Origin of the sequence: Vibrio sp. ER1A (assembly GCF_000733315.1) — a bacterium.
Classification (GTDB): Bacteria; Pseudomonadota; Gammaproteobacteria; order Enterobacterales; family Vibrionaceae; genus Vibrio; species Vibrio mediterranei.
In genome coordinates this window covers 1-17,389 of the sequence record NZ_JPJA01000089.1, presented here as the reverse complement: position 1 = coordinate 17,389, position 17,389 = coordinate 1, and the positions used below count along the sequence as shown (strand labels likewise).

Genomic DNA, 17,389 nt, shown 5'->3' with positions numbered 1-17,389 from the left:
ACTAGGTTCCGTTCAACTGACTATAACGAGCTAGGCGATTAACCAACTTGGCCTCTGCTTTTAACTGCTGCTGCCATACCAAGCTAAATCGCTTTTGATAGCTAGGCTTTTCCGTCAGTTCTACTTTACCTTCACTCAAAGCCCTAGTTACCTCACCTTTTGGTAGCCAGCCTTTGCCATAAAAATTTATCAAGGCTTCAAGCATATCGGCCGATCGGTTAAATGAAATAAGGTCTTTGTGTTGGTCCGTCTCGTTGATCCATAACGGCTGTCCGCTTTCATTGTGAACAGACATCATCCGATGCTGTTTGCCTGCCTGTAATGGTGCTTGTACCTCGACAAACTCGCGCTCTCCTATGTGTTGAGCTTCAAGAAAGGGAGGTAAATGCGATAACGGTTGAGTCAACGCTAAGTCACATCGCTGTTTTATCAGTAACTGATGAATGGTTGCCGTATCAGTGCGAAACAAATCTATGCTTCGAAGCGCATTGTCAGTGATGATGAGCTGAGAGAGCTGATTCACTTCATCCAGAGCGATGCCGTAATCAAAACAAACCCGCAGACTTTTGACATTCTCTTTGCTAGAGAAGGTGTGAGTCAGGGTCAGCACATCATCAAACTCCATTGCTCGCGGTAAAAACCTCAGACCAAAAGAAGAGAGTTTGAGTGGCCGAGTACCTTTAATAAACAGCTCGCAACCAAGTGAAGCTTCCAAGCGACTCACTGTTGCCGTAAGCGCTGGCTGACTTTTGCCAAGTGCTCGTGCCGCTTTTCTCACGCTGCCATGATGAGCAATAGCAACAAAAGTTTTGATTTGGTCAAGAGTCATCCTGTTGTCTACCTCTCATTGACTTACTCATCGCCCAGTCTGTCAAACATTGCAACACTTGACTCCCTGTTAAATGCTCTCCCCAGAAAACCGACACTCCCCAAGTCGCTTTAAGGTGCGGTTCTGTTACGATTTTCATAGTGTCTGTTAGATCAATATTATTGTATACCGCAGACGTATGACTCGGTAACTCCGAAAGAATGGCAGCTATTTGTTGATGATCGGTGACTCGAATTTGCCAAGGACAAGGGAAATCGAAGCGCTTGTATATTGGAGCGGAAGTTCGCTTAGCATGAGAAATAGAGAGTTGAGGCAGTGTCAGAAGGTGGCCACTGTCGAAAACGATTGGCGACTGGTTGCTGGATTCTAACAACTCTTTACTACTGGTTATCAAGTAACTATCCACAGTACCAAGTGAAAAAAAGTTTGGTGTTTCGGGCCAAGGTAAATCAACCAGTGTCACTATCCAATCTAGGTGCTGGGCATTAAAGGCGGCAATCAATTCATCACTAGGCAAGCAATTGACTCTAATACTGATATCCAAATCGATGATAGAAGCTAAGATTTCTTGTTGCCAGACTCGGGGTAAAGCGATATCAACACCGAGTGTAATCTGTGTTGGTGACTCAACGGCCACTGCGTTTTTTAGCTCGTAGTAACTAGCAATCACAGCCTCTGCCCAAGGAAGTATCGCCTCCCCTTTTTCCGACAACTGTTTCTTGCCCGTGCCAACCACAAACAACTCACCCCAACGGCTTTCCAAATTCTGTATCGCCAGACTTACCGGGCCGTGAGTCTTGCCAAGCTTTTCAGCCGCCGCTACCACCGATCCTGTTTTCGCAACAGCGACAAAGCTCTCTAACTGCTCAATTGATGCCAAGTGATAACCTTTTTAAACCATTAGATCTAGATATTAGTTTATCAAAGATATTTAACATGGCCTCACGTTTTAGGGAAAGCACTGATTTGGGCTTGCAACATCATGTAGGGAATGCGGGATAAGACAAGCACATTCACCCAATTTCTATATGAGGTTCTTATGAATATCAATGCCATCAAAGCGTTTGTTATTACTACCGAGCTCGGCTCCATTTCCGCTGCTGCAAAAGCGATGAACAAAGGTCGGGTCCAAGTAAGTCAATGGATCGCCAATCTTGAGTTGGATTGGGGGATCGAGCTGTTTGATCGTGCTGGACACAAACCCGTGTTAACAGAACAAGGTCAAGCGCTCTTGGATAAAGCATCATCCATTCTACTGCTGTCTGAAAAGTTAGCGTCTCACGTCGAGAAAATAAACGGTTCAGGCGCAGGCTGCATCCGACTTGGGATCACGACATTTATCGACCCGAAAATTGTTTCTCATCTTATCCACCAGCTGCGCGACATTGATGCTGAAATGGATCTACAGATTGAATTTTCGCCTTGTGATGACCTCATCGCGTCATCTGATTACGACTTTATTATTAGTCACTATCCCTATAGCGGGATTGGTCATTGGGAGTTTATGAATGTCACACAGCGCCAATTCGTTTCAGTCTGCGCGCCTCAACATTCTATCGCCCAACTCGATGAAGTCTCTACAGAACAGCTCAGTCAGCATTTGGCTATAGCTATTACGCAGCAAAATGAATCTTTATGGGGTAGCTACAAGTTCGACACCATGTCGGTCAACAACGTGGCAACCGCAAGACAACTCGCCAAAGATGGCATTGGATGGATCTGTATCGATCAAGACTCGATTAAACATGAGTTGAACAACAATGAGCTCGTCATCATCAATCACCGCGAAGCCATTCAGCGAAGTAAGTTTGGCCTTGGCTACCGCGATTCACACTGTGCTAATGGAATACGAGAAGTTCTCTATAACGTTCTTCGTCAGCACGTCTCGCACTAGCGCCGCCTCTGTAATAAACATCGACAGAGTCTGATTTTTACAAAAACGCGCTCCTGATTACTATGCGCTTCGAAACACACAATAAGGTCAAAAGACCAAACTTTAAACGAGGAAAATATGAAAAAAGCAACTTTGAAAACCGCTACTTTGCTAGCTTTAATGGGCGCAGTTTCAGCTCCAGCTTTAGCCACAAGCGATTCTGGTTTCTATCTAGGGACCTATCTAGGTGCGATGTCAGCTAAGAACACTGACAACGTAGTAAATTCAAAGACTGAAACTTCAGTAAAAAGTAACTTTCGCTCTCTAGGTCTTAAAGCGGGTTACGACTTTAACTCAATGTTTGGGGCAGAAATGCGTCACAGTCGCGACAGTGGCAAGATAGAAAAGAATAGTCAAGGTTTGGCCGTTGACCATCAAACGGCTCTTTACGGCAAAGTTAAGTTCAACGTCTCAGATAGCATTGAGCTATACGGTTTGGCCGGTGTAAATAATATCCGCCTAAAACAAGCTGGTTATAAAGGAAATGACAACAAAAAGACCATCAATTCCTTCTCATACGGTGTTGGTGCTCAATACAACTTTACCAACTCACTAGGCGCAAACTTAGAGCTAATGAAGCTGTCTAACCACAAGCAGTTTGATGCGCACTCTATCAACCTAGGCCTAGCTTACAAATTCTAATTCTCTATACAACCTAACCAAGTTTGCAAGGATGCAACTTGCCCACTCCAACTTAGCACCAAACTTTTTCTTCGCTGCCTTTACCTTTCACTCTATTTATTATCATCCCAAAATGCAAAAAGCCTCGTCACATGACAAGACTTACTTGAACTAGATATTTGACAAACAAAGCTACTAAAGACGAAAGCTTATTGCGCATTGTCATCCAACTTTCGGTTCAATAAACCAGATTTCAGACGAAAAAAAGCCTCGTCTTTCGACGAGGCTTTTAAATGGTGGTCGGTGAAGAGGGATTCGAACCCCCGACCCTCTGGTCCCAAACCAGATGCGCTACCAAGCTGCGCTATTCACCGACGATGTTTTATTACGAGTTAATTCGTAAAGGGGAGCAAACGCTACCAAAATAAATGGGGTGGCTAACGAGATTCGAACTCGCGACCACCGGAATCACAATCCAGGGCTCTACCAACTGAGCTATAGCCACCACAAATTTTGTTTTGTTACCGTTTATAACGATAACTGAAATAGTGGTCGGTGAAGAGGGATTCGAACCCCCGACCCTCTGGTCCCAAACCAGATGCGCTACCAAGCTGCGCTATTCACCGACAATGTTCTTTTCAGAACGTTTTCGTTTCGATTAAATCAAAACTGGAAACCGAAGTCACCAAAATAATGGGGTGGCTAACGAGATTCGAACTCGCGACCACCGGAATCACAATCCAGGGCTCTACCAACTGAGCTATAGCCACCATTATGTTTTGCCAATATTTTATCCGGATGGCGCGCCCGAAAGGATTCGAACCTTCGACCTTTGGCTCCGGAGGCCAACGCTCTATCCAGCTGAGCTACGGGCGCATGCCCTATCGGCGGATGGGAATAATACGTATATCACACTATGTCGTAAAGTACTTTTTCAACTTTTTTTCTCGTTTGTTGTCTTTTTCAGCACTTTGAAGCAATAAATAGTGGCTTTACGATGTGATTCACCCCGTGAAGCTGAAAAGTTGTGGTTTATTGCAACAAGTTAACAGGATATAATCACCCAATGTTTACATTGATTTAACAGTCGTTAAGTCAGCAAGCAGAATAAATCGTATAAATGAATAGCAAGCACCGACTTGCTACCTTGTTGGATAGTAAAGTGAGTTTAATGGATATGTCTCGTCGAATCTTAACAGTGTTGTTCGCTGCACTAACTTTTTCTACTGCCTCTTTCGCAGCGGATGTGAGCCAAGAAGAATATGACGCTATCGCAGAGCGTATTAAACCAGTGGGTGATGTTTACTTAGCAGGTAGTGAGCCTGTGGTTGCTGAGCCTACCGGTCCACGTGATGGCGCTACCGTTTACAACACCTTCTGTACTGCCTGTCACTCCATTGGCGTTAGTGGCGCACCTAAAACAGGTGACGCTGCCGATTGGGGACCTCGTATTGCTCAAGGTAAAGACGTTCTTAAAGACCATGCAATTAATGGCTTCAACGCGATGCCAGCAAAAGGCTCTTGTATGGACTGTTCTGATCAAGAAATCGTTGATGCTATCGAGCATATGATTGCCGGACTATAGTGTCACGAACTCAATGATCGACAAGGGGGCTGATTCAGCCCCCTTGTTTATTTTTACTTCTTATTAAACATTGCCCGAATATTAGCAATGTGTGCCTGACCTTTTTGCATTCGTTCTTCTGCAGACACCGCTTTTTTTGCTTGTTCCCATTCGACATCATCAAACGGCAATTCATCTAAGAATCGACTATGTTCTGGCTTAATCAGTTCGCCATACTGTCTTCGCTCTTTACATATAGTAAAGGTGAGTTCTTTTTGGGCACGAGTAATGCCTACATACATTAGTCGCCTTTCTTCTTCTACGTTATCTTCATCTATGCTGGTTTGATGTGGCAGAATGCCTTCCTCAGAACCAATAAGATAAACATAAGGGAACTCAAGACCTTTCGAGGCATGCAGTGTCATTAGCTGAACAGCATCACTGTCGTCCTCATCTTCTCCGCGCTCCATCATATCTCGAAGCGTGAGCCGTTGAACGACCTCTTTTAATGACTTCTCTTCCTTATCATAATTATCGCCTTCTAAATCTGCGACAATCCATGAGTAAAGATCAGAAACGTTCTTCATGCGCATTTCTGCGGCTTTAGCACTGGAAGAGGTCTCATAGAGCCAATCTTCATAGTTGATGTCGCGAACTAATGAACGCACAGCTTCAACTGTATTACCGCGCTCTGCGTTATCAGCTATGGTCACAACCCACTGCGTGAATCGTCGTAAGTTCTCTAAGCCACGCCCCGATAAGTGCTGCTCCAAACCCAACTCAAAGCTAGCTTCGAACAAACTTTTTCCACGCATATTGGCGTAGCTACCCAGTTTTTCCAACGTAGCAGGACCAATCTCACGACGAGGCGTATTAACGATACGTAAGAAAGCATTATCGTCATCAGGATTTACCAAAACTCGCAGGTACGCCATGATGTCTTTGATTTCAGCACGACCGAAAAATGAAGTACCGCCGGAAATTTTGTAAGGCACGCGGTTTTGCATCAAGACTTTTTCGATAAGTCGTGACTGGTGGTTGCCTCTATATAAGATGGCGTAATCACGATATTCAGTTCGATTCACGAATCGATGCGCAATTAATTCACCCGTCACGCGCTCCGCTTCATGATCTTCATTTTTGGCTTTGAGTACTTTGAGCTTTTCACCGTCAGGGATCTCTGAGAATAACGATTTCTCAAACACGTGCGGGTTGTTAGCAATCAAGATGTTGGCCGCACGCAAGATACGACTGGTTGAACGATAGTTCTGTTCAAGCATCACGACTTTGAGGCTTGGAAAGTCTTTGTTCAAGAGAATCAGGTTTTGAGGCTTTGCGCCGCGCCACGAGTAGATAGATTGATCATCGTCCCCTACAACAGTGAAACGCGCACGCTCTCCCACCAGCAACTTAACCAATTCGTATTGGCTAGTGTTGGTATCTTGGTACTCATCGACCAACAAGTACTGAATTCGCTTTTGCCAACGAGTACGAACTTCTTCATTGGTTTTTAGCAGAATAACGGGCAGAGCAATTAAGTCATCAAAGTCGAGCGCGTTATACGCTTTCATTTGTACTTGATACATTTCATAGCAGTGCGCAAATAACTGCTCTTGCTCTGAACGAGCTGAGCCTTTTACCTGCTCTGGAGTCAGCATGTCGTTCTTCCAGTTAGAAATAGCGCCAAGCAATGAACGCAGCAGGTCTTTATCACCATCGAGTTGTTGTTCGGTCAACTCTTTGAGTAGCGCCATTTGGTCCTGATCATCAAACAAGGAGAAACCAGCTTTGAGTCCAAGTGCCTTATACTCGCGACGTATGATATTGAGTCCCATGGTATGAAAGGTGGAAACCATAAGGCCTTTGGATTCATTTTTACCTAAGGTTTGTCCTACACGCTCTTTCATTTCACGCGCGGCCTTGTTGGTAAACGTTACGGCAGCAATATTTCTCGCTTTATAACCACAGCTTTGTACTAGATACGCTATCTTATTAGTTATCACGCGGGTTTTGCCCGACCCGGCACCGGCAAGAACCAGACATGGACCAGAGACGTATTTTACCGCCATATCTTGCTGCGGATTTAGCTTCATTGGTGTGCTCACTACTCACGAATTGTAACGCGCACATAATAGACTGCTAATGCTGACAATGCCACGCTCCGTAGGATTTTTTAACTTTTATAGAATAGTGATTAAAAATAAGTTGCGTAAATATACCTCAATTGTTTTATAATGAATGAACGTTCATTCACTATCTATCGGATGGCTATGACGACTATGAATACCAGTGATAAACGACTACAAATCCTCGAAGCGGCACAAAAAATGGTGGCGGAAAAAGGGATTCAAGGCGTATCAATGCAGAAACTGGCCAATGAGGCCGGTGTTGCAGCTGGCACAATATATCGATATTTCGATGACAAAGACCATCTGTTAGAAGAATTGAGGCTTTACGTGGTATCACGAATGGCCAAAGCCGTTCAAGCAGGTGTAGGAGCCGACCAACCATTGAAAGAGCAGTATCGTAAGATGTGGCTCAATATCTGGCACGTCGCAGCTTCAAACATCGATTCGTTGAAAACTCGTGCTCAATATGACTCTATTCCTTCGAAAAATTGTTATACAACTAGGGAACAAGAACGAAAAATGTTTGCCCAAGTTGACAACCTATTCACAGAAGGAAAGAAACAAGGGGTTTTTAAAAACCTCGATAATGAAATCCTATCTGGACTAAGCTTAGAAGCAAGTGTATCGCTTGCACGTAAGCATGCTCTGGGTCTATATCAACTGGATGACGATGCGCTAGATGCAGCTATCGAAGCCAGTTGGGATGCAATAATAAAACACTAATGTGGAGTTCTCGTTAGAATGAAAAAGTGGACATTTTTCATGCTACTTATCGCCGTTCTGCTATTTGGCAGCGTGATAGGTTTCAATCTGTTTAAGCAACAGAAAATCGCTGAATATTTAGCAAACCGCCCGGAGCCTGAGTTTCCAGTCACCGTAACAACCGTGAAACCTGTTGATTGGGTACCGGTTATCGAAGCTATTGGTTTTGTGGAACCAAACCAAGGTGTGACGTTAACCTCTGAAACCAGTGGCGTTATCAGCAATATCTCATTCGCGTCAGGCTCTCAAGTAGAAAAAGACCAACTCCTTGTTTCTCTTGATTCTGATGTAGAGAAAGCCAACCTTAAAAGCTCAGAAGCTCGCCTTCCTGCAGCAAAAGCAAAGTACAAGCGCTACCAAGGTCTTTATAAGAAAGGTTCAATTTCAAAAGAATCTTATGATGAAGCAGAAGCTAGTTACTTCTCTCTATCTGCTGATATTGAAAGCTTGAAAGCTCAAATTGACCGTCGTGAAATCAAAGCACCGTTTGGTGGTGTTGTTGGTATTCGTAACGTGTTTTTGGGTCAATACCTTCAACCAAGCGATCATATCGTACGCTTAGAAGATACCAGCCTTATGAAATTGCGCTTTACGGTTCCACAAACTGACTTCTCTCGTATTTCTATTGGTCAAGATGTAGATATCTTCGTTGATGCGTATCCAAATCAAGCATTTAAAGGCTCTATCAGTGCGATTGAACCTGCGGTGAGCATCCAAAGTGGTCTGATTCAAGTTCAAGCAGACATTCCAAACAACGACGGTAAGCTGCGTAGTGGTATGTTTGCACGTGCAAATATCATCCTACCTAAACTTGAGAATCAAGTAACACTTCCACAAACGGCGATTACATTCACCCTATATGGCGACAATGTTTATGTCGTTGAAGATGTTGATGGTGTGAAACGCGTTAAGCAGCAAGTAGTTAAAGTGGGTGAACGCACAGGCGATATCGCTCATATTCTAGAGGGCGTGAAAGCAAATGATGTTATCGTAACATCTGGTCAAGTTCGCCTAAGTAACGACGTTAAGGTCAAAGTGGTAGAAAGCGATGCGACAGTACCACCGGCTGAGACACCGATGCTGTAATTGGAGGCAAAATGCGTTTTACTGATGTTTTCATAAAACGTCCTGTTCTTGCGGTATCGATCAGCTTTTTGATAGCACTGCTTGGTCTGCAAGCTGTGTTCAAAATGCAGGTACGTGAATACCCAGAAATGACGAATACCGTGGTTACCGTAACCACGAGTTATTACGGCGCGAGTGCTGACCTAATCCAAGGCTTTATTACCCAGCCATTGGAGCAGGCCGTTGCTCAGGCCGATAATATCGACTACATGACGTCACAGTCAGTCCTTGGTCAATCGACCATCACTGTGAACATGAAGCTAAATACCGACCCTAATGCGGCGCTTTCAGACATATTGGCTAAAACCAACTCTGTTCGTTCTCAGCTTCCTAAAGAAGCAGAAGACCCAACGGTGACTATGTCTACTGGCTCAACAACGGCGGTACTTTATATCGGCTTTACCAGTGACGAGCTAGCTTCGAGCCAGATTACCGACTATTTAGAACGTGTAATTAACCCGCAGCTGTTCACCGTAAACGGTGTATCTAAGGTCGACATGTATGGTGGCATGAAATACGCGCTTCGCGTATGGCTAGATCCACTAAAAATGGCCGCGCTTAAAATGACAGCCTCTGACATCATGAATGTCCTTAATGCCAATAACTACCAGTCAGCGACTGGTCAGGCTACGGGAGAATTCGTGTTGTACAACGGCAGTGCTGATACTCAGGTATCAAACACTGAAGAGCTGAAAAACCTTGTGGTGAGCTCTAAAGACGGCCAAGTGATTCGCCTAGGTGATATCGCAAAGGTCACCTTAGAGAAGAGCCATGACGTTTACCGTGCAAGTGCTAACGGTCAAGAGGCGGTAGTAGCAGCGATCAACGCGGCCCCTAGTGCTAACCCGATCAACATTGCTGCAGATGTGCTTCAGCTTCTTCCACAACTAGAGAAGAACCTGCCTAGCAACATCAAAATGAATGTGATGTATGACTCTACAGTTGCGATCAACGAGTCGATTCAAGAGGTTATTAAGACCATTCTTGAAGCGGCACTGATCGTACTTGTGGTTATCACTCTGTTCTTAGGTTCTTTCCGTGCAGTATTGATCCCTATCGTGACCATTCCACTATCGTTGATCGGTGTGGCAATGGTGATGCAGGCGATTGGTTTTTCTTGGAACCTAATGACGTTACTGGCTATGGTACTGGCTATCGGTCTGGTGGTAGATGATGCGATCGTTGTTCTTGAGAACGTTGACCGTCATATCAAGCTTGGTGAATCTCCATTCCGTGCTGCCATTATTGGTACACGTGAAATTGCGGTACCAGTTATTGCGATGACGCTGACGCTTGGTGCTGTATATGCACCAATCGCGTTAATGGGCGGTATCACGGGTTCGTTATTTAAGGAGTTCGCATTAACGCTGGCGGGGTCGGTATTTGTATCAGGCATTATCGCCTTAACGCTATCACCGATGATGTGTTCGAAGCTGCTTAAAGCCAACGAGACACCAAACCGCTTTGAGGAAAAAGTACATCACGTACTAGACGGCATGACATCACGTTATGAAAAAATGCTTGGCGCGGTAATGCAACACCGTCCTGTGATCATTGCGTTTGCTGTTATCGTGTTTGCTTCTCTACCTATGCTGTTTAAGTTCATTCCAAGTGAACTGGCGCCATCGGAAGATAAAGGCGTGGTGATGTTAATGGGTACAGGACCGTCTAACGCAAACTTAGACTACCTGCAAAACACCATGAACGACGTAAACAAAATCCTAACTGATCAGCCAGAAGTGGCGTTCGCTCAGGTGTTCACTGGTGTGCCTAACTCAAACCAAGCATTTGGTATTGCTTCTATGGTTCCTTGGAGCCAGCGTGAAGCTAGCCAAGCAGAAGTTGCTAACCGCGTAGGTGGTCTTGTGGCTGATGTACCGGGTATGGCTGTAACAGCATTCCAGATGCCAGAGCTACCAGGCGCTGGTTCAGGTCTTCCGATTCAGTTTGTTATTACCACACCTAACAGCTTCGAAAGCTTGTTTACGATTGCGACTGATATCTGGACTGACGTACAAAAGAATGCTCAGTTTGTTTATTCAACACTGGATCTAAACTACGATTCAGCGACGATGAAAATCAATATCGACAAAGATATGGCGGGCGCTTATGGCGTGACCATGCAAGATATTGGTATCACGCTGAGTGCGATGATGGCAGATGGTTATGTTAACCGTATCGACCTCAATGGTCGTTCTTATGAGGTTATCCCTCAGGTTGAGCGTAAATATCGTCTAAACCCAGAATCGATGAACATGTACTTTGTTCGTTCTGATGATGGTCAAGCGATTCCATTGGGCAGCTTAATCTCTATTGACGTTGTGGCAGAGCCTCGCTCTCTACCTCACTTCAACCAGTTAAACTCAGCAACGGTTGGTGCTGTTCCAGCTCCAGGTGTGGCGATGGGTGATGCGATTGCTTGGTTTGAATCAACGGCAGAGAACAAACTACCAAGTGGTTACAACCATGACTATATGGGTGAAGCTCGTCAATACGTAACTGAAGGAAGCGCACTTTACGCAACGTTTGGTCTAGCTTTGGCGATTATCTTCTTGGTACTTGCTATCCAGTTCGAGTCCATCAAAGACCCATTCGTTATCATGGTATCCGTACCACTGGCAATATGTGGTGCACTGATTGCTCTGGCATGGGGCGCAGCCACCATGAATATCTACTCGCAGGTAGGTCTGATTACCTTAGTCGGCCTTATCACCAAGCACGGTATCCTTATCTGTGAAGTAGCAAAAGAAGAGCAGCTAAACCACAAGAAGAGTCGAATGGAAGCTGTTATGGAAGCGGCGAAAGTTCGTCTTCGCCCTATCTTGATGACAACCGCGGCGATGATTGCAGGTCTAATCCCACTGATGTACGCCACAGGTGCTGGTGCAGCTCAGCGCTTTAGTATCGGTATCGTAATCGTAGCGGGTCTTGCTATTGGTACTCTGTTTACTCTGTTTGTTCTTCCGGTAATTTATACTTACCTAGCAGAGAAGCACAAACCTCTACCAGTCTTTGTTGAAGACAAAGACCTAGAGAAGATAGCTCGAGTTGACGAAGCTTCAGCAGCTTGTCGAGAAAATCGCTCTTAAGGTGATGACTAATTAGAAAAAGGCCACAATGTGGCCTTTTTTATTAGCTCAAATAACGACTTTCTTTATCGGATTACATAGAATAAGAAGTATCACTTAAGGAGTTACCAGACATGTTTGATCCAAAGAAACTTGAACAGATTGCTAAGCAAATTCACGACTCAATGCCTCAACCAGTGAAAGAACTTGGTGCGGATGTTGATCAGAAAGTACGCCAAGTCATTCAAGGCCAATTGAATAAGCTTGACGTCGTTAGCCGTGAAGAATTTGATGTGCAAACTCAAGTGCTACTGCGCACTCGTCAAAAGCTGACAGAAATGGAACAAAAACTAGCAGATCTAGAGCAAAAGCTAGCGGATAAGTAATCGCTTCTTTCGCGGTCTTCGCAAATTGCCAAATTGCATAGACAAAAAAGGGGGGCTTACCAATTGGTAGCCCCCCTTTGCTATGTTGTGTTTACTTTATTATCTGATTTTTATTTGGTCGGCTTAGCCGCCTACAGCGATACGCTTCATGTCTGTCATGTAACCACGTAGCTCTTCACCGATGTACTCAACAGGGTGATTGCGGATAACGTCGTTTACTTCGATTAGTTTGCCGTTATCTACTTGATTAGATGTCTCACCTAGACCTTTACCGATTACGTCAGTACCGACTGATGGCATGAACTTCTCGCGAAGCAGTGGTGTTGCTACGTTAGCGAATAGGTAGTTACCGTACTCAGCTGTATCTGAGATTACTACGTTCATTTCGTATAGACGCTTACGAGCAATCGTGTTTGCAATTAGTGGTAGCTCATGCAGAGACTCGTAGTATGCAGACTCATCAATGATGCCAGATGCGGTCATTGCTTCAAACGCTAGCTCAACACCTGCGCGAACCATAGCCACCATTAGGATACCGTTGTCGAAGTACTCTTGCTCTGAAATTTCTACATCAGACGCAGGGTAGTTTTCGAATGCAGTTTCAGCCGTCTCTGCACGCCAGCCTAGAAGGTTTACGTCATCATTTGCCCAGTCAGCCATCATAGTGCTTGAGAACTCACCTTGGATGATGTCATCCATGTGCTTGTTGTAAAGCGGACGCATTAGGTCTTTTAGCTCTTCAGACAAGTCAAACGCTTTCACTTTCGCAGGGTTAGATAGACGGTCCATCATGTGCGTGATGCCACCGAATTTCAGTGCTTCAGTGATAGTTTCCCAACCGAACTGAAGTAGTTTACCTGCGTAGCTTGGGTCGATACCGTCAGCAATCATTTTCTCGTAACATACGATTGAACCTGCTTGTAGCATGCCACAAAGAATAGTTTGCTCACCCATTAGGTCAGATTTAACTTCAGCAACGAATGAAGACTCTAGAACACCAGCACGGTGGCCACCTGTTGCTGCTGCCCATGCTTTAGCGATTTCAAGACCATCGCCTTGAGGATCGTTCTCTGGGTGAACTGCAATAAGAGTCGGAACACCAAAGCCACGCTTATATTCTTCACGAACCTCAGTACCTGGACACTTAGGTGCAACCATTACAACCGTTAGGTCTTTACGGATTTGCATACCTTCTTCAACGATGTTGAAGCCGTGAGAGTAACCTAGAGATGCGCCTTCTTTCATTAGCGGCATTACCGTCTCTACCACGTTAGTGTGCTGTTTGTCTGGAGTTAGGTTAACAACTAGGTCAGCTTGAGGGATTAGGTCTTCGTAGCTACCAACAACGAAGCCGTTGTCTTTCGCGTTTTTGAACGATTGACGCTGCTCATCGATTGCTGCCTGACGAAGTGCATACGACACGTCTAGGCCAGAATCACGCATGTTCAAGCCTTGGTTTAGGCCTTGAGCACCACAACCAACAATGACTACTTTCTTACCTTTTAGGTAATCCGCTTCTGAAGCAAATTCAGAACGATCCATAAAACGACAACGACCTAGTTGGTCCAATTGCTCACGCAAGTTAAGAGTATTGAAATAGTTAGCCATAGTGGGGCTCTCCTGTTGAATTCTGTCCGTAGTGTCGATGGTTATCATCGAATGAGTTCATACTAATGCAGAGTCGAAATTGCTTAAAGTGATATATTCACAATTTGTCATTGCAAATAATGCAACAACAGATATCTTTAGTACTATGAATATTAAAAGTCTCCAAGCTTTTATCCATTTATGTGAGAGTAAAAGCTTTAATAAAACCGCAACAGCAATGCATATCAGTGCATCGGCACTCAGTAGACAGATCCAAAAGCTTGAACAAGATACTCATCAAAACTTGTTCTTGCGCGACAACCGCTCTGTCGAACTTACGCCAGCAGGAAAAAAACTGCTCCCTATTGCTGTAAATATCGTTAGTGAATGGCAACAGTTCCAATCAGAAAGCCAACATGGTGAGAATGAGCTGAGAGGTAAGCTTCGACTGTTTTGTTCGGTGACCGCCAGTTATAGTCATTTACCTGAACTGCTCGCTGAGTTCAGGCTGCTCTATCCGTACATCGAATTCGAATTATCAACGGGTGACCCAGCCCAAGCGATAGATAAGGTCATGAATGATGAAACGGATATCGCTATCTCTGCACTTCCCGAACTGCTCCCCGCACGCTTGGAGTTTGAGACAATTAGTGAAATTCCCTTGTCTGTCATTGCGCCTGCCGGTGTAAGCAGTTTTGGCTCTGAACTCGCCGATGGTATGCCTGACTGGAACAAGATCCCGTTTATCGTCCCAGAAGCGGGCACTGCACGTGAAAGAGCTAACCTCTGGTTTAAAAAGATGCGTATTAAGCCCAACATCTATGCACAAGTATCGGGTCATGAAGCCATTGTTAGTATGGTGGCATTGGGATGCGGCGTGGGCATTGCACCGGAAGTTGTAATCGTAAACAGTCCGGTTAGAGACAAAATACAACGCCTCAAGTTAGAGCCCATCAAGCCGTTTAAATTGGGGGTTGTGTGTAAGCGTTCTAACTTGGATAACCAACTACTCTCGGCGTTTTGGAAAGTGGCGGAAAAGGTTTATATCCAACCATAACTTGGCTCGCTGACTGCTATGACAGAGAGGTGATACTTTATTACCCTAGTTATCGATATCATATTACCGACTCTCTGCCCAAAAGGCTTTTACTGTTATGCTCGCATTCAAAAAAACGCTCCTTGTATCAGCTTCAATCGTCTTATTCGGCTGCTCAACCACTATGGATAGCGTACCAGTCTCTGACAAAGACTATTGCGCTGAACTAGTCGATATAGAGCGCTTACCATTGTCTCACTATACTCAACCTTTTGAGACTAAAATGAAAAGCGGCACTGGCGTCTATGTTTTAGAGCAAGGGGCTGAAGCAATGATGTCCCGAGCTTGGTTAACAGAGCGTGCTGAAACCTCTATCGATGTACAGTACTTTATCTTCTCGGTTGACAACGTAGGTTTGATTGCTACTGACTACCTAGTGAGAGCGGCAGAGCGAGGTATTAAGGTAAGAGTTCTCGTCGATGACATTATGCTTGATGCTAAAGGGGATGAACTTCTTATGCTAGCAGCGCATGATAACTTCGAGATCAAGATATATAACCCCAACGTCAATATTGGTAAGAACATCGTTCAAAAGATGACAACGGCCATTACCGACTTTCATGGCATCAACCAACGTATGCATAATAAGGTATTTATAGTCGACGATCAGGTTGCGATTACTGGAGGAAGGAATATTGCTGACGAATACTTCGGATTTGATCATGAGTACAACTTCAGAGATCGAGATGTATTCCTAGCTGGTAAAGCAGTCAAAGCGATCGATATGTCTTTTGAGCAATATTGGAACAATGAGCTCAGTGTCCCAGTAGAAGATTTATTCAAGTCCAATCCATATAGCGCCAACCCTGACTTTTCACGATTACATTCCTATGCGTGTAATCCTGAGCACTTTCATCCTGAAATCAGATCGGAGATAGATAAGGTACCTGAAACCTTTCAGACGCTATCCAAAGAAGGGAAGTTCCTATTTGTTGACAAGGTAGAGTACGTAGCGGATGTGCCGGGTAAAAACGAGCAACAAACCTTCTTGGGCGGTGGTAGCGTTACCCGCGATAAACTGATTGAGCTGGCTGAGAGTGCGCAAGCATCGATCATGATCCAAACACCTTATCTGGTCACGACCAAAAAGGATCGTGAATTTCTCAGCGGTTTAGTTGATAAAGGCATTTCAATGAAGATCCTGACCAATAGCCTCGCTTCCAACGATAATCTCGCCGCTTTTAGTGGCTACCAGAGAAATAGGAAGCAGCTTTTGGCCACTGGTGTAGAGATTTATGAGTTTAAACCCGATGCCAAGGTTAGACAGCGAGTAATGACCGAGCATATGTACAAGAAACTGCCAACCACACCTATCTTTGGTCTGCACGCAAAAACTATGACGATCGACGACACGATTACCGTCGTTGGCACCTACAATCTTGACCCACGTAGCGCTCATTTGAACACCGAGAGCTTTGCTATTATCCACTCACTACAGATCACCAAACATGTCTCAAAGGCAATGAAGGTAGAAATGGCGCCGGAAAATGCATGGCGTATAACGCAAGACTTTAATCCTGATAATGAAGTCAGCGTAACCAAAAGAGTTGGCGTAAAGCTGCATCGCATCGTGCCTAAGAATATTCTTTAGCTTTAGTATCACTTGATGGGCTATGACGACATAAGGATAAAACAAAAAGGCCCTGAACTAAATCAGAGCCTTTGAATATGGCAGGGGTGGAGAGATTTGACCGGGCTGGCGACCCAGCTCCCAACACATCGCTTTGAAAAAGCGAAAACAAAAAAGGCTCCGACCTAAGTCAGAGCCTTTGAATATGGCAGGGGTGGAGAGATTTGACCGGGCTGGCGACCCAGCTCCCAACACATCGCTTTGAAAAAGCGAAAACAAAAAAGGCTCCGACCTAAGTCAGAGCCTTTAAATATGGCAGGGGTGGAGAGATTCGAACTCCCAACACGCGGATTTGGAATCCGCTGCTCTGCCAATTGGAGCTACACCCCTAAAGTGTTATCTAATCTATGCTATTTAATTGCTTAAATCAACATGTTAGATTCAAAAAAGCCTCGTCGTTAGACGAGGCTTCTTGATATAAGTGGCGGAGTGGACGGGACTCGAACCCGCGACCCCCGGCGTGACAGGCCGGTATTCTAACCAACTGAACTACCACTCCGCAGTGGTCTATTTAAAGTCTTATCTATACAGTGCTTCAAACAGATGTTGTTCAAAGCCTGGCGATGTCCTACTCTCACATGGGGAAGCCCCACACTACCATCGGCGCTATTGCGTTTCACTTCTGAGTTCGGCATGGGATCAGGTGGGTCCACAACGCT

13 protein-coding genes, 7 tRNA genes and 1 rRNA gene are annotated in these 17,389 nt (G+C 44.9%); 9 read left to right on the top strand and 12 right to left on the bottom strand.

What is annotated here, in order from left to right; all coding sequences use genetic code 11:
- Window position 1 precedes the first annotated feature (1 nt).
- Window positions 2-829, bottom strand: coding sequence for a LysR family transcriptional regulator (locus HW45_RS17725; RefSeq protein ID WP_038228638.1), 828 nt, complete (start codon window positions 827-829; stop codon window positions 2-4).
- Window positions 819-1,709, bottom strand: a complete 891-nt coding sequence (locus HW45_RS17720) for a LysR family transcriptional regulator (RefSeq protein ID WP_038228636.1) — start codon at window positions 1,707-1,709, stop codon at window positions 819-821. Before HW45_RS17720 ends, HW45_RS17725 begins: the two co-directional genes overlap by 11 nt.
- A 159-nt stretch (window positions 1,710-1,868) precedes the next feature.
- Here HW45_RS17720 and HW45_RS28440 point away from each other — a divergent pair, with 159 nt between their 5' ends.
- Together HW45_RS28440 and HW45_RS17710 are read left to right on the top strand one after the other, a co-directional pair.
- Window positions 1,869-2,723, top strand: a complete 855-nt coding sequence (locus HW45_RS28440; RefSeq protein WP_051868215.1) for a LysR family transcriptional regulator — start codon at window positions 1,869-1,871, stop codon at window positions 2,721-2,723.
- A gap of 117 nt (window positions 2,724-2,840) precedes the next feature.
- Entirely contained in the window at window positions 2,841-3,404 is a 564-nt protein-coding gene (locus tag HW45_RS17710; protein WP_006072048.1) for a porin family protein, read from the top strand.
- A gap of 276 nt (window positions 3,405-3,680) precedes the next feature.
- Here the strand turns inward: HW45_RS17710 and HW45_RS17705 are convergent.
- The 5 genes from HW45_RS17705 to HW45_RS17685 all read right to left on the bottom strand — a co-directional run bounded on the left by HW45_RS17705 (window position 3,681) and on the right by HW45_RS17685 (window position 4,259).
- A tRNA-Pro gene (locus HW45_RS17705) sits at window positions 3,681-3,757 on the bottom strand.
- A 55-nt stretch (window positions 3,758-3,812) separates the two neighbouring features.
- Window positions 3,813-3,888: transfer RNA gene (locus HW45_RS17700), tRNA-His, on the bottom strand.
- 44 nt (window positions 3,889-3,932) lie between these two features.
- A tRNA-Pro gene (locus tag HW45_RS17695) sits at window positions 3,933-4,009 on the bottom strand.
- Between the two features lie 68 nt (window positions 4,010-4,077).
- A tRNA-His gene (locus tag HW45_RS17690) sits at window positions 4,078-4,153 on the bottom strand.
- A 29-nt stretch (window positions 4,154-4,182) separates the two neighbouring features.
- Window positions 4,183-4,259 (bottom strand) — tRNA-Arg (locus HW45_RS17685).
- 295 nt (window positions 4,260-4,554) lie between these two features.
- On the opposite strand from HW45_RS17685, the gene HW45_RS17680 reads away from it, so the two are divergent.
- Window positions 4,555-4,968 carry a c-type cytochrome gene (locus HW45_RS17680; protein ID WP_031493886.1) on the top strand — a complete coding sequence of 138 codons (414 nt, stop codon included), beginning with the start codon at window positions 4,555-4,557 and terminating at the stop codon, window positions 4,966-4,968.
- Between the two features lie 53 nt (window positions 4,969-5,021).
- Here HW45_RS17680 and rep read toward each other — a convergent pair whose 3' ends face one another.
- Window positions 5,022-7,040, bottom strand: coding sequence for a DNA helicase Rep (gene rep, locus HW45_RS17675; RefSeq protein ID WP_038228634.1), 2,019 nt, complete (start codon window positions 7,038-7,040; stop codon window positions 5,022-5,024).
- A 177-nt stretch (window positions 7,041-7,217) separates the two neighbouring features.
- Between rep and HW45_RS17670 the strand changes: the two genes are divergently transcribed.
- The 4 genes from HW45_RS17670 to ubiK all read left to right on the top strand — a co-directional run bounded on the left by HW45_RS17670 (window position 7,218) and on the right by ubiK (window position 12,417).
- A complete protein-coding gene (locus tag HW45_RS17670; protein WP_198558546.1) occupies window positions 7,218-7,799 on the top strand; it encodes a TetR/AcrR family transcriptional regulator in 582 nt (193 codons plus the stop codon).
- An 18-nt stretch (window positions 7,800-7,817) separates the two neighbouring features.
- Window positions 7,818-8,924 carry an efflux RND transporter periplasmic adaptor subunit gene (locus HW45_RS17665; protein WP_038228630.1) on the top strand — a complete coding sequence of 369 codons (1,107 nt, stop codon included), beginning with the start codon at window positions 7,818-7,820 and terminating at the stop codon, window positions 8,922-8,924.
- Window positions 8,925-8,935: 11 nt separating this feature from the next.
- Window positions 8,936-12,052 (top strand): multidrug efflux RND transporter permease subunit, encoded by a 3,117-nt coding sequence (locus HW45_RS17660; RefSeq protein ID WP_038228628.1) that lies wholly within the window; start codon window positions 8,936-8,938, stop codon window positions 12,050-12,052.
- A gap of 113 nt (window positions 12,053-12,165) precedes the next feature.
- Entirely contained in the window at window positions 12,166-12,417 is a 252-nt protein-coding gene (ubiK, locus tag HW45_RS17655) for a ubiquinone biosynthesis accessory factor UbiK (RefSeq protein ID WP_006075379.1), read from the top strand.
- A 123-nt stretch (window positions 12,418-12,540) separates the two neighbouring features.
- Here ubiK and ilvC read toward each other — a convergent pair whose 3' ends face one another.
- The gene (gene ilvC, locus HW45_RS17650) at window positions 12,541-14,025 is read right to left on the bottom strand and encodes a ketol-acid reductoisomerase (RefSeq protein WP_006075378.1); all 1,485 of its coding nucleotides are present in this window, start codon (window positions 14,023-14,025) and stop codon (window positions 12,541-12,543) included.
- A 145-nt stretch (window positions 14,026-14,170) separates the two neighbouring features.
- Here ilvC and ilvY point away from each other — a divergent pair, with 145 nt between their 5' ends.
- Together ilvY and HW45_RS17640 are read left to right on the top strand one after the other, a co-directional pair.
- Window positions 14,171-15,061, top strand: a complete 891-nt coding sequence (ilvY, locus tag HW45_RS17645; protein WP_038228751.1) for an HTH-type transcriptional activator IlvY — start codon at window positions 14,171-14,173, stop codon at window positions 15,059-15,061.
- A gap of 97 nt (window positions 15,062-15,158) precedes the next feature.
- Window positions 15,159-16,691, top strand: a complete 1,533-nt coding sequence (locus HW45_RS17640; protein ID WP_038228625.1) for a phospholipase D family protein — start codon at window positions 15,159-15,161, stop codon at window positions 16,689-16,691.
- Window positions 16,692-16,983: 292 nt separating this feature from the next.
- Here the strand turns inward: HW45_RS17640 and HW45_RS17635 are convergent.
- From HW45_RS17635 to rrf, 3 genes are all read right to left on the bottom strand, one after another.
- Window positions 16,984-17,060 (bottom strand) — tRNA-Trp (locus HW45_RS17635).
- Window positions 17,061-17,152: 92 nt separating this feature from the next.
- A tRNA-Asp gene (locus HW45_RS17630) sits at window positions 17,153-17,229 on the bottom strand.
- Between the two features lie 56 nt (window positions 17,230-17,285).
- Window positions 17,286-17,389 (bottom strand): 5S ribosomal RNA (rrf, locus tag HW45_RS17625); the annotation flags it as partial.